Below are 20,183 nucleotides of genomic sequence, written 5' to 3'. Positions count from 1 at the left end.
GAAGCGGCTCGGCACGCGTCTCTGGTAATGCCACCAGCCACCGCGCGACTTTAGATATCTTAATCCAAGACCATTCTGTTTCATCGCGAATTGTAGTGCAAAAAGTATGCAATCCGTAGTGCAAACTGTAGTGCAACAAGCGGCGTCGAACCCAAAAACGCTCCTTATGAGCGCCCTAAGTTCTTCATTTTCAAGGACTTAGGAGGATTTCATTCCGCAAGGAATGGCGCGAGTGACGGGGCTCGAACCCGCGACCTCCGGCGTGACAGGCCGGCACTCTAACCGACTGAGCTACACCCGCGCATCTCTGGCCGCCCCTTCGGGCGAAGCGCCTCTCTAATCGCCTCGCCGGGCCGGGTCAAGCGGTCCTTCGGCATGCCTTGCAGTGCCCCGGCAAGACCAGATTTCTGCCATTTGCCCTTCAGCTGCCATTCAAGCGACATAGTATCTGTACATCTGCTATCGACGCCCAAAGAGAGAACCGGACCATGAAGCGTATCGCCCTGATTGCAGGCGGAATTTTTGTACTCCTGATCGGCGCGGCGCTGACAGTGCCCTTCCTTGTGCCGAAGTCTGTCTACAGGGCCCAGATCGAGCGGGCCGCCGGCCAGGCATTGCAGCGCAAGGTCACGCTCGACGGCGATGTCCGGCTGTCCCTGTTCCCCCGCATTGCGGCCAGCGTGGGCGGCATGAAGGTGACCAATCCGGCCGGATTCGACGGCACCTACATGATCGAGGCCGGCGAGCTGCGCGGCGCGGTCAAATGGGCGCCCCTGCTGTTCGGCCAGCGCGTCGAGGTGCATGAGCTTGCCTTCATCGACGCCGCCGTCTCCCTGCAGGTGAAGGAGGACGGCACCACGAACTGGGTGCTCGAGAAGGCGCCCCCCTCCACCACGGGCACGCCCCCCTCCGGCGGCGGCTTCAACGGCGCGGTCGAGAATGTGCGCCTGCGCAATGCCTCGCTCGTCTATGACGACAAGCAGGCCGGTACCCGTTACGAACTGCGCGAACTTGACCTCACGGCCGGCATGTCCGCCCTCGACGCGCCGCTGCGGCTGGATGCCAATGGGTTCTTCCAGGGCCAGCGCTTCAAGATCGATGCGATCCTGAACTCGCTGGATTCCGCGACCGGCGGCAAGCCCGCCACGCTGGAGGCGAACCTCGCCACGGATTTCATCAAGGCCCGCTATGATGGCGTCCTCACGCTCGGCACGGCGCCGTCGGTGGACGGCAAGTTCTCGGCCAGCTCCGAGGCGATCCGGTCGCTGCTCGACTATGCCAATGTCGAAGTGCCGTTCGACATTACCAAGCTCGGCAAGATGAATGTCGAGGGCGAGGTTTCCGGCGCCTTCGATGCCCTCGCGGTTGACATCAAGCGCTTCAGCCAGTCCTCCGACCTTGCCAGGACGGGCTTCACCGGCAAGGTCAATCTCGGCGCGGCGCCGGTGATTGACGGCAAGCTGACCCTCAGCGCGCCGAAGATCGACGCGCTGGCGAAATTCGCGGCCATCGACTTGCCGGTGAGTGCGGCGCCGCTTGGCAGCCTTGATCTCGAAGCGAGCATCAAGGGCGCGCTGACCGAACCTGCCATCACGTTCGAGAAGCTTCGGACCAAGGGACAGCTGCTGACCACCAGCTATGCGGGCGACATCATGCTGGGCGAAATGCCCACGCTGAACGGCAAGCTCAGCTTCGATACGCCAAAAGCCGGCGAACTTGCGAAACAGCTGAACGTCGAGCTTCCGGCCGCCCCCGCGCTTCAGAAAGTTTCGATGGACGGCGCCATCAGTGGCCCGGTCGATGCGTTGCAACTCACGGGCATCACCTTCACGCATGACGGCGACCTCCTGAAGGCCGCCTATACCGGCAGCCTCTCGCTTGCCGGCGAGGGCGCCTTGAATGGCAAGCTGGACGCCTCCAGCAACAAGCTGCGCGAGTTGCTCGCCGCCACCGATGTGGAACTCGAGCCGGGTGCGACCCTGCAGACTTTCTCCGCCACCGGGGACCTCACCGGCACCTTCACCAACATCCAGATTTCAGCGCTTGACCTGAAGCTCGACAACATCACGGCCAAGGGCACTGCCGGCATCGACCTGACCGGCGAGAAGCCGCGCCTCACCGGCAAGCTCAACATGGGCATGCTGGACCTGTCGCCCTTCCTCGCACCGTCGGACCAGAAGCCGAAACCCGCCCAGCCCCTGACCGAGTGGAGCAAGGACAAGCTTGATCTCGCCGGTCTCTCGGCGGCAGATGCCGATCTTCAGATCGTCACGACACAGATCAATATCGGCAGCGTGAAGCTCACAGATGCGGCCCTGACGGCGAAGCTCGACAATGGCGCCCTGACGGCGGACCTCTCGCGCTTCAAGGCCTTCGGCGGCAACTGGGAAGGCAAGATGACGGTCGATGCCGCCTCCGCCGTTCCCGCGATCAGCTTCCAGATGCAGGGCGACAGCGTCGCCATGTCGAACCTGCTCGGCACGCTGGCGGGGTTCGACCGGCTCGTCGGCACCGGCGCGTTCAGGATCGACGCGGCCACGCGCGGCGACTCGATCGATGCGCTGATGAACGGCCTCAGCGGCGAAGTGTCGACCAACCTTGCCGACGGCGCCCTCAAGGGGCTCAATGTCACGCAGATGGTGCGCTCTGTCCAGTCCCTTCAGACGGCCTTCACTACGGGCAAGCTCAACCAGGTCGACTTCCGCGGCGTCCTTTCGCCCGCCGCCGAAACCGACTTCACGAATTTCAACAGCCTGATGAAGATCGAGAACGGCGTGGCGACGGTCAATGTTCTGAAGCTGATCAGCCCGGCGCTCGGCATCGATGGCAGCGGCAAGATCGATATCGGCGGCCAGTCGCTCGACCTGCGCCTTGCCACGGCGATTGACCGGACTGGCCAGGGCGCCGGCGCCGTCGTGCAGCTGAACGGGATACCTGTGCCGGTGCGCCTGTCGGGCAGCTGGAACCAGATCAAGGTCACACCGGACTTTTCCGGCGTCCAGGCCGCGCTCGAAGCGGAACTGAAGGGCAAACTGGTTGACGAGCTGACAGGCCGCGGCGGCGCAGCCGGCGACATTATCGGCGGCATCATCGGCGTTCCGCCGCGCAATACCCCGCCCGCAAACCCCGCTGCTCAGCCTACGGACGACACGCCGCCAGCCGAAACGCCGCCTGCGAAGACGCCGCAGAAAGCGGTCGAGGATGAACTGGAGAACGCCGCGCGGGACGCGCTGGGCAACCTGTTCGGCCGCAAGAAGACACAGCCTGAACCCGTCAAGCCTGCGGAAGAAGAAACGCCCGCAGAGGAACCGACGCCCTAGGCCGACTTCTCGCGGAAATCGCCGGAAAACGGGATGATCTTGGCATCGGCCGTCTTGTCCCGAAGGTCCAGCGGCGGATTCGACGCGGCCGTCTTCGGCCCGACAGTGACGAGGTGGCTGAGATTATCCAGTGGCTGCGCGCGGCTGATGAAGAAGCCCTGCAGCTCGTCGCAGCCATTGTCGCGCAGGAAATCGGCCTGATATAGCGTCTCGACACCTTCCGCCGTACACCGCATGCCAAGGGACTTGGCAAGGTTCAGCGTCGCCACCGTAATCGCGCGGCTCTCGGGGCGTGACTCGATGTCCTTCACAAAGCTCTTGTCGATCTTGATCTTGTCGAACGGGAACGAACGCAGATAGCTGAGCGAGGAATAGCCCGTCCCGAAATCGTCAAGCGCAATACGCACGCCGAGATCCTTCAGCTGATGCAGCCGCTTCAGCGTAAACTCTGTGTCGCTCATCAACACGGACTCGGTGATCTCCAGCTCAAGCCGGCAAGGGTTGATATCGTGCGCCGCAAGCGAATTGACGATCGTCGACACCAGCGTTGCCGAGTGTATCTGCAGCGGCGAAATATTCACCGACACACTGATATTGTCGGGCAGGCGCGCCGCTTCTGCCAGCGCCGCGCGGATCACCCATTCGCCCATTCGCGTGATCAGGCCATTGTCCTCCGCCAGCTCGATGAACTGGTCTGGGAAAACGAGGCCGCGCGTCGGGTGTTTCCAGCGTAGCAGCGTTTCCGCGCCGATCATCCTGTGCGTCGAGGCATCGACCAGCGGCTGGAAATAGACTGCAAGCTCTTCCTGCTCGATCGCGCGCTCAAGCTCGTGCTCGGTGCGGATACGCGCTTTCGCATCGGCATCAAGCTGCGATGTGAACATGCGCCACTGCGACTTGCCGCTGCGCTTGGCATCATAGAGCGCGAGGTCTGCATGTTTCAGGATTTCGCGCGTGTCGGTGGTGTAGGCATCGAACAGGCGCACACCGAACGAGGCCGGGCAATTCGCGGTCGACCCCCAGATCATGTACGGCGTGCGCATATGGTTCACCAGCCGATCGAAGAAGTGTTCCAGAGAGCCATCATTCGGCCGCTCGATGAGCAGGGCGAACTCGTCGCCGCCGAGGCGGGCAACCATGTCGCCCTGCGCTGTCAGCTCGCTGATCCGATGCGCCACCTGCCTCAGCAGTTCGTCCCCCGCCGGGTGGCCGAGCGTATCGTTGACCCATTTGAAATTGTCGAGGTCCATCCAGAGCAGCGCCCGCACGGCGCCCTGCTCCGGCGGCTGACGCACCAGCTTCTCCAGATGTTCCTGCATCGTCGACCGGTTGGGCAGGCCGGTCAGCGCATCAAAATGCGCCATATGGGCCAGGCGGTCTTCGATCAGCTTCGACTGCGTGATGTCGGTCGCCACGCCGCGGAAACCTGAGAACACGGCGCCTTCGAAGATCGGCTTGCCTGTCAGCGACACCCAGCACTCCGGCTCATGTCCGGGGTTCACGCGCAACACGAGATCGCGGAAAGCCTGATGGCGGGTCAACGCCTGCTCCAGCGCCGCGCGCGCTTCATTGGCAGCAAACAGCGATGTGATCTTCTCGCCGAGTTTCATGAATGTGGCGCTCTCCGCGCCGCCGTCGAGAACCATCGGAATCTCTTCCAGCCTGCCGGACGTGTCCGTCTGCCAGAGCCAGTCCGACGTGCTTTCCTCGAAGTCGCGCAACAGGAGGCCGATCAGCTGCGACTGCTCGCCTACGGCCGCTTCGCCCAGATGCTGTTCCACGAACTGGCGGTGCGACCAGCGCACGGCAAAGATCAGCAGGCCGAGATAGACGATCACAAGGACCGAGGCGAACTGGTAAGCCACATCCTGCTGGAACTGCATCGAGATGACGAGGCTCGCGCCCACCGGTAGCGTGAAGGCGAATGCCGCATCCGGCACACGCGACAGGAGGAACGCCCCGGCGAACAACATGCTGGCCATGAGGATGCCCATCACCATCTGGCCCTGGGTCTCGACCGAACTCATCACCACCAGCGGCGCCACCGCCCACAGCACGCCGTTCAGCGTCGCCCCGCGCGTGACCGCATCCAGATCCTTCGAGACATTGCGCGCCTTGCGACGCACCCGGCGCACATAGACCGAGCGCCCGAAAATGACCATCGAGAAGAAGGCAACAGCCGCCGCCCAAATATTGAGAAGGTTGCCGACAGCCGCATGCTGGAATGACAGGAGAATGATCGCCGCGTTCAGAAGATTAGCCAGCACGATCACCAGCGTGATACTGGTCACCGTCTCGAGCTGCTTCTCCCGCAAAGATTCCTGGTGCTTCTCCGGAATCGTCGCAGGCCTCGCAAAATGATCGAGCGACCAGAGGCCCTCTGGCGCGGATGCTGACTTGTCCATCTGTCTTTTCTCCCGCCCGTGCGCCCAGGCTTTCGGAGAGAATGTCTAGCAAAACAGCCTGAATTTCAGCTTTTACGCGTCAGGAAAACTGCGCGTCATGTTTTAGGAATTTGTTCAGACACCGGCTCAACGGCGCCGATTTTATCAAGGAATTGCTCGGCCGCGAGGCGCATCTCGCGCATCTCCTGGTTGGGAATTTGCGCGGCGGCCTTGCAGATGATGGCCATCCGGGGGTTGGATCTGAACCGCTCCAGATTGCGATCCATGAAGTCCCAGTACAAAAAGTTGAACGGGCAGGCGTCCGGCCCGGTCCTGTTGCGGACGCTGTAGGCGCAGCTGCCGCAATAGTCGGACATCTTGTTGATGTAATTGCCGCTCGCCGCGTAGGGTTTCGACGCCATCAGCCCGCCATCGGCGTGCAGCGCCATGCCGTGCGTGTTCGGAAGTTCGACCCACTCATACGCGTCTGCGTAAACAAGCAGGTACCATTCATTTACCGCCCACGGATCAATTCCCGCAAGCAGCGCGAAATTGCCGGTCACCATCAGGCGCTGGATGTGGTGCGCATAGGCATGGCGCTTGGTCTGCCCGATGGCTTCGGCCATGCAGCGCATATCGGTTTCACCCGTCCAGTAGAACTCTGGCAACGCACGGTGTGCGCCCAGCGCATTCATCCCGGCATAGCCCGGCATCTGCATCCAGTAGATACCGCGCACATACTCCCGCCAGCCGATGATCTGCCGGATGAAACCTTCCGCCGCATTCAGCGGCGCGCGGCCCGCCCGCCATTCCGCCTCGGCCCGCCGGCACACATCCAGCGGGTCCAGCAGGCCGCAATTGAGATAGACGGACAGCAGCGAGTGCCACATCCAGGGCTCGCCCTTTGCCATCGCGTCCTGCCAGTCGCCGAAACCCGGCAGAATCTCCTGGATGAAATGATCCCGGGCCGCCTCGGCGCCTTCGCGCGTGGTGGCGAACACCCAGGGCTCAAGGTCGCCGAAATGATCCGGGAACCGGGTCTCGACCAGCTGTATCACGCCGCGCGTCACCTCGTCCGCAGGCGGAAGGTATCGCGGCGGCGGCACCAGCGATTTCGGCAGGCGCTTGCGGTTCTCCGCATCATAGTTCCACTGGCCACCCGCCGGCTGGTCTCCGTCCATCAGCAGGCCGGTCTGCCGGCGCACATCGCGATAGAAGTATTCCATGCGCAACTGCTTGCGCCCCTTCGCCCATTCAGCAAACGCCTTCAGCGGCACGATGAAGCGCGTATCGTCGCGCAGCTCCACCGGCACGGAGAACAGATCGCACCAGCGCTCCATATCCTGCAACAGGCGCCACTCGCCCGGCTTCGTCAGGATGAGGCGCGCGAGGCCCGGCTCCTCCTCCAGCGCCCGCGCAACTTCGCCGCGCAGCGAACCCGCATTCGCCGGATCATCCAGCTTCACATAGCGCACTCGGTGCCCCGCCTGGCGCAGCTCCTCCGCAAAATGGCGCATCGCGGCGAACAGGAAGGCGATCTTCTTCTTGTGATGGCGAACGTACGTCGCCTCCTCTATCACTTCCGCGATCAGGATCAGGTCGCCCGGCGCAGCACCTTCCAGCGACGAGAGCTGCGGCGACAGCTGGTCACCCAGGACAAGCCGCAGCGCGGCGCCGGAAGTTTTGTCCATCAGTAGAAGCGGTCGAGCACATACTCGATCTTCTGGCCGCGCGCTTCGAAAGCGAGCTTCACCCAACGCCCGTCATCATCATACCAGAGGTCCACATCAAGCGCGGAATCGAGCCGGTAACGGTTCGCCTCGATTGTCTTGCCGCCGGCCTCAATCGTCTCGCGGCCGATCCGGTCGACACGCACGTCGAGGATTTCACCATCCTCGGTCGAGAGCAGCTTGCGCGTCATCGTCTGCGCATAGTTCCAGTGGCTCGCCGGCACCACCTCCTTCGGCGCGGTGCCGGTGAAGTCGCTGCCCTTCACTTTCAGCGCAGCGCCCTCGCGCGCAGCCGTCACAGAGCGCCGCTTGCCATCATCGTTCACTTTGCCGGACACTTTCACAAGCTGGCCATTTGCCCAGGTCTCGGCCGCTTCCAGCTGGTAGCGGTAGAGCGTCACCGGCCCCAGCCCCGCCTTCAGCGAGACATCCGTGCGCGCAATCAGGCTGCCGTCCGCCCCTTCCTCGAAACGCACGGCATGGCTGCCGAAGGCCTGGCCCTGCCGCAGCACGTTGAAGCGGATTTCGTCGCCCGCGCTCGGCTGCCACTTGCCCGGCGTCACCGGCGTGTCCGCTTGGGCAGAGGTCGCAAATACCAGTGATATCAACAGGATCAGCAGGGATCTGACAGTCATGGCCGTCTCCTTCACGCCGCAAAACGGTTTGCAATTCCTTACGAACGGCGACCGGTAATGGATCAAATGAGATTTGGTCCGATTGCAGCTTGCGCCGCAGCCCCTTAAGTCTCGGTCCCATCCCCGTGGCCGAGAGGACAATCTGCCCATGACCATCCACCGATCGATCGTTGACCTGATCGGCAATACCCCGCTCCTGCGCCTCAACCGGGCCTCGGACGCGACGGGCTGTGAAATTCTCGGCAAGTGCGAATTCCTGAACCCCGGCCAGTCGGTGAAAGACCGCCCCGCCCTCGGCATCATCCGCGAGGCCGAAGCCTCCGGCGCGCTGAAGCCCGGCGGTACCATAGTCGAAGGCACCGCCGGCAATACCGGCATCGGCCTCGCCCTCGTCGGCAAGGCGCTGGGCTACCGCGTTGTCATCGTCATGCCGCGCACGCAGAGCCAGGAGAAGAAGGATGCCATCCGCCTGCTCGGCGCGGAGCTGATCGAAGTGGACGCGGTGCCCTATGCCAATCCCAACAACTATGTCCGCTTTTCCGGCCGCCTCGCCGAAGAACTCGCTGCGAGCGAGCCCAACGGCGCGATCTGGGCCAACCAGTTCGACAATCAGGCCAACCGCCGCGCGCACTACCAGACCACCGCCCCTGAAATCTGGGAACAGACGAAGGGCAAGATCGATGGCTTCATCTGCGCGGTCGGCTCCGGCGGTACGCTGGGCGGCGTTTCACTGGGCCTGAAGGAGAAGAACAAGAACATCACCATCGGCCTTGCCGATCCCGGCGGCGCGGCGCTCTATTCCTTCTACACCGAAGGCGAACTCAAATCCGAAGGCACATCGATCACCGAAGGCATCGGCCAAGGCCGTATCACGGCAAACCTCGAAGGCATCCAGGTCAATAAGGCCTACCGCATTCCGGACACCGAAGCCCTGAATGTGCTCTACGATCTCGTCGAGCATGAAGGCCTCTGCCTCGGTGGCTCATCCGGCATCAACATCGCCGGCGCCATACGCCTCGCGAAAGACCTTGGCCCCGGCAAGACCATCGTCACGATCCTCTGCGACTATGGCAACCGCTACCAGTCGAAACTCTACAATCCTGAATTTCTGCGCGGGAAGGGATTGCCCGTGCCGCCCTGGATGGAGAAATAGGCAAATGGAAAACGGTGACCCCCTCGTCAGTGCCGACTGGCTGCTCGCAAACATCAACGCCCCGGATGTGCGCATCGCGGACGCGACCTATTTCGCGCCCTTCACAAACCCGCCCGAGACGGGCCGTGAGGCCTGGGAACGCGGTCACATCCCGAAAGCGGTCTTCTTCGACATCGACGATATCGCCGACACCTCCACTCACCTGCCGCACATGCTGCCGGATGCGGTGAAATTCTCCTCGCGCGTCCGCAGGCTCGGCCTCGGCGATGGCAACCGCATCATCCTTTACGACCAGAACAATTTCTTCGCTGCGGCCCGGGCCTGGTGGATGTTCCGCGTCATGGGCCACAAGGATGTGCATGTGCTGGACGGCGGCCTCAGCGCCTGGGTCGAAGTGGGCGGCGAAATCGACGACATGCCGCCGATGACTGCCGAGCGCCACTTCACGCCGCGCGTGCGCACCGATCTCGTGATGGACGCCAAAGGCCTCGAAAACCTGATCGGCTCAGCCCGCACCACGATCATCGATGCGCGCCCCGATGGCCGCTTCTTCGGCCGCGTGCCGGAGCCGCGCGAAGGGCTGCGCTCCGGACACATCCCAGGCAGCATCAACCTGCCCGGCAGCCAGCTGATGGCCGCAGACGGCCGCATGAAATCCGTCGCCGAGCTTCGCAAGCTGTTCAGGGACCCGATGGCACCAACCGTCACCACCTGCGGCTCGGGCGTCACCGCCGCGATCACGGCGCTCGCCCTCGCCCGCCTCGGCAACTGGGATGTCGCAGTCTATGATGGTTCGTGGACGGAATGGGCCTCGGATCCCTCCCGCCCGGTCGCGACCGAATGAAGAAGGACGACGGCGCCCCCGAGACACGCCTCATCCACACCCGCAAGGCGCGACTGGACCGCGTCACGGTCAACCCGCCGGTCGAACGCGCCTCCACGGTTGTCTTCCGCGACGAGGCGAGCCTCTACGGCGCCAAGCCGACCTATGGCCGCATGGGCCTCACCGTGCACCGCGAACTCGAAGCAGCCATGGGCGAACTGGAAGGCGCCGCGCACACGCGCTTGGCCGCCAACGGCCTGCAGTCCTGCGCACTCGCCATCGCCACCTGCGTTGCCTCCGGCGACCATCTCCTGTTCACCGACGCCGCCTACGGCCCCACCGCGCGCTTCTGCGAGAAGCGTCTGAGGGCGATGGGTGTCACCGCCGAGCGCTTCGATCCGCGCAGCATGGCCGATCTTGAATCGCGCCTGCGCCCGGAAACAAAAGCCATCTTCCTTGAATCCCCCGGTTCCCTCACCTTCGAGATCGCGGACCTTCCCGCCATCGCTGCACTGGCAAAGCCACGCGGCATACGCGTCATCATGGACAACACCTGGGGCGCGGGCCTGCATCACCAGCCGCTTGCTCTGGGTGCGGACATTTCAGTCCAGGCGCTGACGAAATATGTCGTCGGCCATGCGGACGCCTTTGGCGGCGCAGTGGTGACAAACGACGGCGTCCTTTCTGCGAAGCTCGCCGCCTGTTCCGAGGATTGGGGCATCTCGCTCGCGCCGGATGATGCCTATCTCGCGCTTCGCGGCCTGCGCAGCCTGAAGACGCGCCTCAAGGCGCATGAAGCCGCCGGTCTCGAGATTGCGAACTGGCTCGCAGCGCGCCCGGAGGTGCAGAGCGTTCTGCACCCCGCGCTGCCGGCATGCGCCGATCACGCGTTGTGGAAGCGGGACTTCACTGGCTCCAACGGCCTCTTCAGCGTCATCCTGAAGCCCGTTCCGGATGGCGCGCTTGAGCGTTTCTTCGAAGCGCTCTCGCTGTTCGGCCTCGGTTTCTCCTGGGGCGGCTTTGAAAGCCTCGTTATCCCCTGCGACCAGCAGCTGACGCGTATGCCTGGTCACTGGACCGAGCAATCCCGCGGACCGCTCCTGCGTTTCCATATCGGCCTCGAAGCCGTCAGTGATCTGAAATCTGATCTTGAGGCAGGCTTCAGGGCATTGTCCGCCAGCTGACGAGGTTCGGCCTACTCCGCCATCGGCGGCCGGTCGAAATCCAGGAAGATGAACAGGTCCTCCACATCCTTGCCGACTTTCACCTGCGGCTCGGAAGGCGGCCAGAGGAACTCCGCCCGCTCGCGGCTCGCAACGCACTGGCGGGCGAGGCTGGCGAGGTGGACGAAATCGTCCGCATCCGGAAGGGATTCCAGGACGCAGCCGTCAAAATAGGGGTAGGTCGCGTCCGCGCTGCAGCCGAAGGACGAACGATCCGGCCGCGCCGCCGAAATCACCATGCGGTTCGGCGCCGCCACCGCCGGCACGAACACGCCGGAGAAACAGGCCGAGATCACCACCACTGTGGGGCGCTCCCCGCACCATTGGCCGACCAGCGTGTTCATCTGGTCCGGGCTCAGCAGGCCCTCCTGCCCGATGGTCATGCCCTCCGGAATGCCGTGCGAGGTGAAATACAGAAGGCAGCCTGCCGTCGCCGCCTTGGTCTGCTTCTCGAAGGCCGCGAAGGCTTCCCGCGAGGTCAGCGAAAATCCGCCGAACTGTTTCGGGCGCAGCGACAGGCTCGTGATATTCTCGGCACTGAAGCCGGCGGTGACAAAGCTCTTGGCCAGTGCGCGCCGGGCATTCTCGAACGCCTCGATCGGCTTGCCTTCGCTGTCGCGCCAGTCCGCCGCGAGAATGCCCACGGCCCAGTCCTTCAGCGGCGCATCCTCAACCTTGTATTGCGGCTCTGCCCGAGCGCCGCCGAAAGCGGACATCCACACAGCCAGTGCCAGCAAACACAGAACTCGCAAGGCGGGCCTCCCGGGGTCTCGGATACGCGTATTTGATCAGGGCCCGGCCTGAGGCGCAAGATGCGCGCGCACACGCCGGCGGCCTACTTCGGATAGGTGTCCAGAGACCGCTCACGCCGCCAGCAGTCGCAGCCCGTATCGTACTGGAACGCCTCGCCGTAATCGTTGATGCGGGTCGGAATGCCGTAATTCCAGCCGTGGACGAATTCATAGTTCGGGTCGCCGTAGCGGTCCGCAAATCCGTCTCCCGTGTCGTCACAAACCGGGTGGCGCTGGGCATTCAGGCCGCATTGATAGGGCGGCACCTGCGTCAGGGTCACCGCCGTTTCGGCGGCAACCATGTTCAGCCCCATGGCGATGCCTTCCCAGTCTGAGTGCGAACAGCCTGAGAGCGCTACGGCGCTCGCCCCTGCCAGCCAGATGCGCCCGCGCGCGATGAATCCCGTTTTTTCCATTTGCCCCATTGCCCCATGCTCCAGATTCCCTTGAAGTATTTTGCGTCTGGAGAAGCTGAACGCAAGCTGAACCTGGCCCTCAGGAGGGCTCGTCACTGACCTTCACAACCAGTTTTCCGAGATTCTTGCCTTCGAACAGGCGCGACAGGCTGGAGGGCGCCTTCTCGAAGCCATCGACTATGTCGGTTTCGAATTTTAGCTTCCCTTCCATCAGCCACATCGCCATCTGCTGGATGCCCTCAGGGAAGCGGGGGAAATAGTCGATCACGATGAAGCCCTTCACCAGTGTGCGGCGCATCAGGAGGTTCGAGAAATTGTACGGCCCCGGCACCGGCGTCGTGGCGTTATAGGTGGAGATCAGCCCGCACAGCGGCATGCGCGAAAAATCGTTCAGCCGTCCGATCACCTCGTCCATGATCCGTCCACCGACATTTTCGAAGTTGATGTCGATACCGTTCGGGCAATGCCTGTCGAGCGCGGCGCCGACATCTTCGGACTTGTAGTCGATGGCCGCGTCGAAGCCTGCCACCTCCGTCAGCCAGCGGCACTTCTCTTTCCCGCCCGCAATACCAACAACACGGCAGCCCTGGATCTTGCCGATCTGCCCGACCATCGAGCCGACGGCGCCTGCGGCCGCAGAGACCACCAATGTCTCACCCGCTTTCGGCTTGGCAATATCCATCAGCCCGAAATAGGCCGTCATGCCCGTCGCGCCGAGCGGGCCCATATAGGCCGTCAGCGGCACGCCCGGCAGCTTCGGCAGCTTTGCCAGCGAAGCGCCCGGCAACGTGTTGTAGACCGCCCATCCCGCAAGGCCCGTGTTGACGATGTCGCCCGGCACGAGGCCGTCAAACCGGCTCTCCGTCACGACACTCAGCCCGCCGCCGCGCATCGCATCGCCGATCTGCACCGGCGGCAGGTAGGCATCGATATCGCTCATCCAGATGCGGTTCGTCGGATCGAGCGAGAGATAGATCGTCTTGGCGCGCACCTCGCCTTCGGCCAGCGGGGCCAGCGGGCTCTCGACCAGTTCGAGATCGCCCTCTTTCACTTCCCCCACCGGCCGCTTGCGCAGCACCCAGGTCAGGTTCTTTTCGTTGATCATTTTGTCCTCCCGTTCCGGGATAGGACGCTAGTCCGAATCCGCCTCAGCGCAAGACGCCGCGCTTGGACATGTGGAAGGCATAGTTCAGGAGGAGCAGCGCAACCACGATGACGAACACGGCGATGGCGCGGTTCTGGTCGGCCTGCGCGTCGGGCTGGGAATAGGTTGCCGTCATCGAGAAGATGGTCGCAGTTGCCGAAAGCGCCAGCATACGCACCGCGTGCACCTGCCGCCGAAGGAGAAGCATGGAGCCGACCAGCGCCGAGAGCACCGCCACGCCCCAGATCGCGAAGGTCCACATCGGCACGTTCGCCCAGTAGATGCGCGACTCCTCCGGGAACTGCGCCATGTAGGGCGGGAACTGGGTCAGGGTCGCAAGGAATCCGAACAGGCCAAGCGCATTCCACAGCACGGCGGCGCTGCCGATCAGGAAAAGATGCCAAGGCGCCTTCAGCGCTGGCTTCGGCGGCGCATCGAGGGCCGCGGCTTGGGAAAAGTCGAGGTCACGCTCCATGCCACATTTTACCACACTTTCTCTCGCAACGGAAAGCGGATTCGACTCGCCTTAAGGCAGTTTAACTTGCCGCCCCCGGCAAGGGTGACGGGCCCGCCCGCAGCGGCTAAACCCTCCTCAGCAAAGAGGATTCCCGCATGGCCACGGCCCCCGTCACCCAGGACAGCCATCTCTATCTCATCGATGCGAGCGCCTACATTTTCCGCGCCTTCCACGCCCTGCCCCCGCTGACACGCCAGTCGGACGGCCTGCCGGTCGGCGCCGTGGCCGGCTTCTGCAACATGCTGTTCAAGCTGCTGGAGGACCTGAAAGGCAAGGAACGCCCCACGCATTTCGCCTGCGTGTTCGATGCCTCGGAAGAGACATTCCGCAACAAGATTTTCCCCGAGTATAAAGCCAACCGTTCCGAGACGCCGGAAGAACTGGTGCCGCAATTCCCGCTCGTGCGCCGCGCCGCCATCGCCTTCGCCGCCCATGCCATCGAGATGAACGGCTTCGAGGCCGACGACCTGATGGCCACCTATGCGCGCCTCGCCGAAGCCAAGGGCGCGCGCGTCACCATCGTCTCGTCCGACAAGGACCTGATGCAGCTTGTCTCCGACAAGGTGCTGATGCTCGACCCGATGAAGAACAAGCTGCTCGGGCGCGAGGACGTGATCGAGAAATTCGGCGTCGGGCCGGAAGGCGTGATCGACGTGCAGTCCCTCGCCGGCGACAGCGTGGACAACGTGCCCGGCGCGCCTGGCATCGGTGTGAAGACCGCGGCGCAGCTGATCACCGAATATGGCAGCCTCGAAGAACTGCTCGCCCGCGCCGGCGAAATCAAACAGCCGAAGCGGCGCGAAACGCTGCTCGGCTTTGCAGATCAGATCCGCCTGTCGAAGCAACTGGTGACGCTGAAGGTGGACGTGCCGGTGGAAGTGCCGCTGGAAGACCTGGCGGTGCAGGACCCCGAGCCAAATCAGCTCATCGCCTTCCTGGAGGAGATGGAGTTCCGTACCATCACCCGCCGCGTGCGCGAGCAGATGGAGAAGGAAGGCGCGATTGCCCCCGTCCGCTCGACCGATGCCGCGCCCATCGACCGCAGCGCCTATGCCTGCATCCGCGACCTGAAGACTCTGGAAGACTGGGTCGCGCGTGCGACGGCGCAAGGCTGGGTCGCCGTTGATACCGAAACCGACGCGCTGAACTCCGTGAGCGGAGGATTGGTCGGTGTCTCGCTGGCGCTTGCGCCGGGCGAAGCCTGCTACATTCCGCTCGGCCATGTCGATCCGGACGCGAAAGGCGACGGCGACATGTTTGGCGCTGACCCGCCGCGCCAGGTGAAAATGAAAGAGGCGCTGAAGCTGCTGAAACCGATGCTGGAAGACGCCGCCGTCCTGAAGATCGGCCAGAACATCAAGTACGATCTCTCCGTCTTCGCCCAGCACGGCATCCGCGTGGCGCCCATCGACGACACGATGCTGCTCTCCTTCGTGCTCAATGCCGGCATCCACGGGCATGGCATGGACGAGCTGTCGGAGCGCTATCTCGGCCATGTGCCGATCAGCTTCAAGGACGTGGCCGGCACCGGCAAGAACCAGAAAACCTTCGCCCAGGTCGCGCTCGACAAGGCGACGGAATACGCCGCCGAAGATGCCGACGTGACACTGCGCCTCTGGCAGCACCTGAAGCCAAAGCTGCGCACAGAGGAAGTCACAACCGTTTACGAAACGCTGGAGCGCCCGCTGGTGCCGGTGCTGGCTGCAATGGAACAGGAAGGCATCAAGGTCGACCGCCAGATGCTCTCCCGCCTCTCCGCCGACTTCGCCCAGCGCATGGCGGGCCTCGAGGCGCAGGCGCATGAGGAGGCCGGGCAGGATTTCAATATCGGCTCGCCCAAACAGCTCGGCGAAATCCTGTTCGACAAGATGCAGCTGGAAGGCGGCAAGCGCACCAAGACCGGCGCCTGGGTCACCGATTCCGATATTCTCGAGGAACTGGCAGACAAGGGTAATGCCCTGCCCCGCACCATTCTTGACTGGCGGATGCTGCAGAAACTGCGCTCGACCTATACCGAAGCGCTGCAGGCCGCCATCGATCCGAAAACCGGCCGCGTGCACACGAGCTACATGATGGCGGGTGCGCAGACCGGGCGGCTTGCCTCAACCGATCCCAATCTCCAGAACATCCCTGTACGAACGGAAGAGGGCCGCAAGATCCGCGAGGCGTTCATCCCGGAAGACGGCAACGTGCTCGTCTCGGCGGACTATTCGCAGATCGAGCTGCGCATCCTCGCGCACATGGCGGATATTCCGGCGCTGAAGAAAGCCTTCATGGACGGGCTCGACATTCACGCCATGACGGCCAGCGAGATGTTCGGCGTGCCGGTGGAAGGCATGGACCCGATGGTGCGCCGGCAGGCGAAGGCGATCAATTTCGGCATCATCTACGGCATCTCCGGCTTCGGCCTCGCCCGCCAGCTCGGCATCCCGCAGGCGGAGGCGGCCGCCTATATCAAGGAATACCTGAAACGCTTCCCCGGCATCCGCCAGTTCATGGACGAGACGAAGGATTATGCCCGCGAAACCGGCTTCGTGCGCACCGCCTATGGCCGCAAGATCCACCTGCCGGACATGAAAGCCAAGGGCCCGTCCCGCGCCTTCGCAGAGCGTCAGGCGATCAACGCCCCGCTGCAGGGCACCGCCGCCGACATCATCAAGCGCGCCATGATCCGCATGCCGGACGCCATCGCAAAGGCAGGCCTCAAGGCGAAGATGCTGCTGCAGGTGCACGACGAACTCGTCTTCGAATGCCCGGAGAAGGAAGCGTCGAAGCTGATCGAGGTGGCGCAGGAAACGATGAGCGGGGCGGACGGGCCGTCGCTGAAGCTGTCGGTGCCGCTGGTGGTGGAGGCGAAGGCGGCGAAGACCTGGGCGGCGGCGCATTGACGTTTCAGGGGTTGCAGACCCTCACCTCGGAAACCTGTTGTAGTCAAAGACCTGAGCGCAACACGTCCACCCCATTCCCGCCCCCGCCCCCTGTCATCCCGGCGAAAGCCGGGACCCGGAAAGCTCTACAAAACAACGCTCAAGCGGGCTCCCGGCCCTCACCCGAATGACTAACCAAAGAATTCCACAGCTTCCCAATCCGGTAGGGTCACCACCTGGCATAAGATGCTCCCGTCTCCCTGAAGGGACCGGAACCGGTACCGTTCGGTTTTCAGCGAGGCGTCCCCGGAAGCGGGGAGGGTGCGGGGGTTACGGCCCGCCTCCTCTCTAGGGACGTTGATCCAGGCGAGCCGGTGAAAAGCCGGTAGAGAATCCCGACTGGCCCGCCATGCTCTCAGGGGCATGGCCTCGTCTACGAGGTAAGGAGCCAAGGCCTGGCAGCGCCGAAGTCATCCCGAGAACTGCCCGAAACTCCGGGGGCAGGTGCGGCGGACGAGTGGCGTCCACCCCGCAACCAACACTTTCCTTCCCGGACGCCCCGCGGCGTCCGCCGCACCCGGTCCCGTTCTCGAGGGCCGCCACATGATCCGATACCGGACGGCGAAGGCCGGGCCGGGTAAAGGCGCACCGGCAAATCCCTCTCTCGCGCCCATCTTCACAATTACGGCACCCTTCGCCGCAATGAATCGCGAGTGCGCCGCAATCCGCGCAAATGCCCGCCGCACTCCGTTGATTTTGTTGAAGCTCCACATCTGGAGGGCTTTCACCATGAACCGAGCTGTGATTGAACCTGTTGGCAAGCGGACCGAAGCACCATCTGGCTTCCGTCTGGCGGAAAAGGACAAGGCAATGACGACACTCGCCCTCGTGGATGACGATGAAAACATCGTGGCTTCGCTGAAACTCTTCTTCGAGGCCGAGGGCTACCAGGTGCGCACCTATCATGATGGCGAAGCTGCCCTGCCCGCACTCACCGAGAGCCCGCCGGACATTGCCATCCTCGACGTGAAGATGCCGAAGATGGACGGGATGGAATTGCTGCGCCGCCTGCGCCAGACCTCCGAGCTGCCGGTGATCTTCCTGACCTCGAAGGATGAAGAGATCGACGAAGTGATCGGCTTCAATATCGGCGCCGACGATTTCGTGCGCAAACCCTGCTCCAACCGCCTGCTGGCCGAGCGCGTGAAGGCGGTGCTGCGGCGCGCCCGCGGAGGTGTTGCCGGCCCGGAGGAAGGCGATTCCAAACCGATCGTGCGCGGCAAGCTGGTGCTCGACCCCAACCGCCATGCCTGCACCTGGGATGGCAAGCAGGTGCGCCTGACAGTGACCGAGTTCCTGATCCTGCAGGCCCTGGCCTCGCGCCCGGGATATGTGAAGAGCCGCGACCAGCTGATGGACGCCGCCTATGACGACCAGATCTATGTCGACGACCGGACCATCGACAGCCACATCAAGCGGCTGCGCAAGAAGTTCCGCGAAGTGACCGATGAGTTTGACGCGATCGAAACGCTGTATGGTGTCGGCTATCGCTACACGGAATAGACACCCGGCAGAGATTTTCATCGGCGGGGCGGGAGACGAACACTCCCGCCTCGTTCTGTCTTTTGCCGAAGCGCGCCGCGCGCGCCTTCGCGCCGAACGCCAGGTGCACTACCTGCCCCACTGGAAACTGATGGCGGTCGCGCGGCTGGCGGAGGACCTGGCGCGAGACGGGCACGAGGTTGCCGTGATCGGTCACAGCTGGGGCGCGGACACGGCGGTGCAGGCGGTGCGGCGGCTGGCCGGTGCCGGCGTGTTCCTGATCGGCGCGGACCCGGTGGCAAAACCGCTGACCCGGATCACCGCCGGCGATGCCCGCCCCCGCGCCGCGCAATTCGTCGTGCATATCGATGCCGCGCCGTCTGCGTATGACCGCTCCGACATCGTGAAGGCCGCAGGCTTCCTCACCGGCGGCGGCGTACCGCGAATATTCAGCGCGGCGGACACGCGCATCGCCACGCGTCTCAATCACTGGAACTTCTCAGGCATGATGAAAGCGCCCGGCGAGGATGGCCGCACGGCAGAAGACTGGTTGCAGGACTTCCCCGCCCTTATCCGCCAGACAGCTGGCTGAGCCGCCAGCTCCAGTTCGGCAAGGCGAGCGTGAGGAAAAGGAAGCCGATGCCGGCAAGGCCGCAGAGCGGTGAATAGATGCGCCGGTTGAGCGAGAGGTAGGGCTGCTCCGGCGCTGCTCGTTCGAAGGCCGGGAGGATGCCGGCAATGCCGCGGCCGATGAACGTTGCGGCGAGCAGCAGGCCGACCGGCGCGAGGAAAGGTTTGGCCTGCGGCACCTGCTCGCTGAATCCGCCCATCATGAAAGCGGCCACGGCAGCCGCCAGCAGCAGGCCGCCAAGGTAGAGGAAGGTTGCCCGGGACGGGACGCGCGTAATGCCCCGGCGGCCGATCATGGAGCGCGCGAGGGCCTGTTCGTTCGCAAACGGAAAGTTCACGCCCGCCGCCCAGAGGAGGTAAAGCACGCCAGCCGAAGCCAGCGAGACAGCCAGTAGAGTTGCGACCAGCTGGGCCAAATCTGCCAGATCCTCCGTTCAGACCGGCCAAGAATACATGCAGGCCCGGCTTGCCGCCAGTGCCGCGATTGAATAGCCAGAGGCCAGACCCTTACATAGATGACAGGCCAAAGGAGCCCCGACGATGTCAGACCTTGAAAATACGCTGCTTCTCGAAACCTCGAAGGGCAATGTCACCATCCGCCTGCGCCCCGATCTCGCCCCCGGGCATGTGGCGCGCATCAAAGAACTCGCGCGTGAGGGGTTTTATGACGGCATCGTCTTCCACCGCGTGATCGCCGGCTTCATGGCGCAAACGGGTTGCCCGAAAGGCACCGGCATGGGCGGATCGAAAAAGCCGGACCTGAAAGCGGAGTTCAACGCCGAGCCGCATGTGCGCGGCACCTGCTCGATGGCCCGCACCTCGGCGCCGCATTCGGCCAACAGCCAGTTCTTCATCTGCTTCGACGACGCGCGCTTCCTGGACAAGCAGTACACCGTCTGGGGCCAGGTGACCGAAGGCATGGACGCAATTGACGCCCTCGCCAAGGGCGAGCCGCCGAGATCACCCGACCGCATCGTCTCGATGCGCGTTGCGGCCGACGCATAGGGA

At 63.6% G+C, this 20,183-nt stretch carries 16 protein-coding genes and 1 tRNA gene; 8 read left to right on the top strand and 9 right to left on the bottom strand.

Translation table 11 applies throughout. From position 1 onward, the window contains the following. Positions 1-224: 224 nt before the first annotated feature. Positions 225-301 (bottom strand) — tRNA-Asp (locus ACK4TE_RS08495). Positions 302-488: 187 nt separating this feature from the next. Between ACK4TE_RS08495 and ACK4TE_RS08490 the strand changes: the two genes are divergently transcribed. Next, a complete protein-coding gene (locus tag ACK4TE_RS08490) occupies positions 489-3,320 on the top strand; it encodes an AsmA family protein (protein ID WP_409911066.1) in 2,832 nt (943 codons plus the stop codon). Here the strand turns inward: ACK4TE_RS08490 and ACK4TE_RS08485 are convergent. The 3 genes from ACK4TE_RS08485 to ACK4TE_RS08475 form a co-directional block, all read right to left on the bottom strand. Continuing rightward, positions 3,317-5,725, bottom strand: coding sequence for a putative bifunctional diguanylate cyclase/phosphodiesterase (locus tag ACK4TE_RS08485; protein ID WP_409911065.1), 2,409 nt, complete (start codon positions 5,723-5,725; stop codon positions 3,317-3,319). The genes ACK4TE_RS08490 and ACK4TE_RS08485 overlap by 4 nt on opposite strands. A 95-nt stretch (positions 5,726-5,820) precedes the next feature. Then, on the bottom strand, positions 5,821-7,395 hold the full coding sequence (locus ACK4TE_RS08480) for a cryptochrome/photolyase family protein (protein ID WP_409911064.1): 1,575 nt from the start codon (positions 7,393-7,395) through the stop codon (positions 5,821-5,823). Next, complete coding sequence (locus ACK4TE_RS08475) at positions 7,395-8,069, bottom strand: DUF6134 family protein (protein WP_409911063.1); 675 nt, start codon at positions 8,067-8,069, stop codon at positions 7,395-7,397. Before ACK4TE_RS08475 ends, ACK4TE_RS08480 begins: the two co-directional genes overlap by 1 nt. A gap of 148 nt (positions 8,070-8,217) precedes the next feature. On the opposite strand from ACK4TE_RS08475, the gene ACK4TE_RS08470 reads away from it, so the two are divergent. Genes ACK4TE_RS08470 through metC form a run of 3 tightly spaced genes read left to right on the top strand, consistent with a single transcriptional unit; the run spans position 8,218 to position 11,229 of the window. Further along, positions 8,218-9,222: a cysteine synthase A gene (locus ACK4TE_RS08470; protein WP_409911062.1), complete on the top strand. Its 1,005-nt coding sequence runs from the start codon at positions 8,218-8,220 to the stop codon at positions 9,220-9,222. 4 nt (positions 9,223-9,226) lie between these two features. Then, positions 9,227-10,066, top strand: coding sequence for a sulfurtransferase (locus ACK4TE_RS08465; protein ID WP_409911061.1), 840 nt, complete (start codon positions 9,227-9,229; stop codon positions 10,064-10,066). Beyond that, a complete protein-coding gene (gene metC / locus ACK4TE_RS08460; RefSeq protein ID WP_409911060.1) occupies positions 10,063-11,229 on the top strand; it encodes a cystathionine beta-lyase in 1,167 nt (388 codons plus the stop codon). The genes ACK4TE_RS08465 and metC overlap by 4 nt, the downstream gene beginning before the upstream one ends. Before the next feature lie 11 nt (positions 11,230-11,240). Here the strand turns inward: metC and ACK4TE_RS08455 are convergent, their stop codons facing one another. The 4 genes from ACK4TE_RS08455 to ACK4TE_RS08440 form a co-directional block, all read right to left on the bottom strand. Then, a complete protein-coding gene (locus ACK4TE_RS08455; protein ID WP_409911059.1) occupies positions 11,241-11,984 on the bottom strand; it encodes a C13 family peptidase in 744 nt (247 codons plus the stop codon). 119 nt (positions 11,985-12,103) lie between these two features. Beyond that, positions 12,104-12,475, bottom strand: coding sequence for a hypothetical protein (locus tag ACK4TE_RS08450; RefSeq protein WP_409911058.1), 372 nt, complete (start codon positions 12,473-12,475; stop codon positions 12,104-12,106). 79 nt (positions 12,476-12,554) lie between these two features. After that, positions 12,555-13,580: an NADP-dependent oxidoreductase gene (locus ACK4TE_RS08445; RefSeq protein WP_409911057.1), complete on the bottom strand. Its 1,026-nt coding sequence runs from the start codon at positions 13,578-13,580 to the stop codon at positions 12,555-12,557. Between the two features lie 43 nt (positions 13,581-13,623). Then, complete coding sequence (locus ACK4TE_RS08440; RefSeq protein WP_409911056.1) at positions 13,624-14,094, bottom strand: hypothetical protein; 471 nt, start codon at positions 14,092-14,094, stop codon at positions 13,624-13,626. Positions 14,095-14,231: 137 nt separating this feature from the next. Between ACK4TE_RS08440 and polA the strand changes: the two genes are divergently transcribed. The 3 genes from polA to ACK4TE_RS08425 all read left to right on the top strand — a co-directional run bounded on the left by polA (position 14,232) and on the right by ACK4TE_RS08425 (position 19,137). Beyond that, entirely contained in the window at positions 14,232-17,024 is a 2,793-nt protein-coding gene (polA, locus tag ACK4TE_RS08435) for a DNA polymerase I (RefSeq protein WP_409911055.1), read from the top strand. An 849-nt stretch (positions 17,025-17,873) separates the two neighbouring features. After that, positions 17,874-18,566 (top strand): response regulator transcription factor, encoded by a 693-nt coding sequence (locus ACK4TE_RS08430; RefSeq protein ID WP_409911054.1) that lies wholly within the window; start codon positions 17,874-17,876, stop codon positions 18,564-18,566. Beyond that, positions 18,538-19,137 (top strand): hypothetical protein, encoded by a 600-nt coding sequence (locus tag ACK4TE_RS08425; RefSeq protein ID WP_409911053.1) that lies wholly within the window; start codon positions 18,538-18,540, stop codon positions 19,135-19,137. Before ACK4TE_RS08430 ends, ACK4TE_RS08425 begins: the two co-directional genes overlap by 29 nt. On the opposite strand, the gene ACK4TE_RS08420 is transcribed toward ACK4TE_RS08425, so the two are convergent. After that, a complete protein-coding gene (locus ACK4TE_RS08420) occupies positions 19,115-19,591 on the bottom strand; it encodes a DUF3995 domain-containing protein (RefSeq protein ID WP_409911052.1) in 477 nt (158 codons plus the stop codon). The two genes, ACK4TE_RS08425 and ACK4TE_RS08420, sit on opposite strands and share 23 nt — an antisense overlap. Before the next feature lie 124 nt (positions 19,592-19,715). On the opposite strand from ACK4TE_RS08420, the gene ACK4TE_RS08415 reads away from it, so the two are divergent. Next, the gene (locus ACK4TE_RS08415) at positions 19,716-20,180 is read left to right on the top strand and encodes a peptidylprolyl isomerase (protein WP_409911051.1); all 465 of its coding nucleotides are present in this window, start codon (positions 19,716-19,718) and stop codon (positions 20,178-20,180) included. Positions 20,181-20,183 lie beyond the last annotated feature (3 nt).

It is taken from the genome of Hyphomonas sp., from assembly GCF_046313975.1.
Lineage (GTDB): Bacteria > Pseudomonadota > Alphaproteobacteria > Caulobacterales > Hyphomonadaceae > Hyphomonas.
The sequence above is the reverse complement of the archived record's forward strand: the minus strand, read 5'-3'. Positions and strand labels throughout refer to the sequence as shown.

What these genes read in the sequence shown, in the direction of transcription:
- ACK4TE_RS08480 (WP_409911064.1), bottom strand. Translation starts at nt 7,395, where the DNA reads ATGGACAAAACTTCCGGCGCCGCGCTGCGGCTTGTCCTGGGTGACCAG.
- ACK4TE_RS08430 (WP_409911054.1), top strand. Translation starts at nt 17,874, where the DNA reads ATGACGACACTCGCCCTCGTGGATGACGATGAAAACATCGTGGCTTCG.
- ACK4TE_RS08485 (WP_409911065.1), bottom strand. Translation starts at nt 5,725, where the DNA reads ATGGACAAGTCAGCATCCGCGCCAGAGGGCCTCTGGTCGCTCGATCAT.
- ACK4TE_RS08465 (WP_409911061.1), top strand. Translation starts at nt 9,227, where the DNA reads ATGGAAAACGGTGACCCCCTCGTCAGTGCCGACTGGCTGCTCGCAAAC.
- ACK4TE_RS08475 (WP_409911063.1), bottom strand. Translation starts at nt 8,069, where the DNA reads ATGACTGTCAGATCCCTGCTGATCCTGTTGATATCACTGGTATTTGCG.
- polA (WP_409911055.1), top strand. Translation starts at nt 14,232, where the DNA reads ATGGCCACGGCCCCCGTCACCCAGGACAGCCATCTCTATCTCATCGAT.
- ACK4TE_RS08425 (WP_409911053.1), top strand. Translation starts at nt 18,538, where the DNA reads ATGGTGTCGGCTATCGCTACACGGAATAGACACCCGGCAGAGATTTTC.
- ACK4TE_RS08450 (WP_409911058.1), bottom strand. Translation starts at nt 12,475, where the DNA reads ATGGAAAAAACGGGATTCATCGCGCGCGGGCGCATCTGGCTGGCAGGG.
- ACK4TE_RS08445 (WP_409911057.1), bottom strand. Translation starts at nt 13,580, where the DNA reads ATGATCAACGAAAAGAACCTGACCTGGGTGCTGCGCAAGCGGCCGGTG.
- ACK4TE_RS08455 (WP_409911059.1), bottom strand. Translation starts at nt 11,984, where the DNA reads ATGTCCGCTTTCGGCGGCGCTCGGGCAGAGCCGCAATACAAGGTTGAG.
- metC (WP_409911060.1), top strand. Translation starts at nt 10,063, where the DNA reads ATGAAGAAGGACGACGGCGCCCCCGAGACACGCCTCATCCACACCCGC.
- ACK4TE_RS08415 (WP_409911051.1), top strand. Translation starts at nt 19,716, where the DNA reads ATGTCAGACCTTGAAAATACGCTGCTTCTCGAAACCTCGAAGGGCAAT.
- ACK4TE_RS08490 (WP_409911066.1), top strand. Translation starts at nt 489, where the DNA reads ATGAAGCGTATCGCCCTGATTGCAGGCGGAATTTTTGTACTCCTGATC.
- ACK4TE_RS08470 (WP_409911062.1), top strand. Translation starts at nt 8,218, where the DNA reads ATGACCATCCACCGATCGATCGTTGACCTGATCGGCAATACCCCGCTC.
- ACK4TE_RS08440 (WP_409911056.1), bottom strand. Translation starts at nt 14,094, where the DNA reads ATGGAGCGTGACCTCGACTTTTCCCAAGCCGCGGCCCTCGATGCGCCG.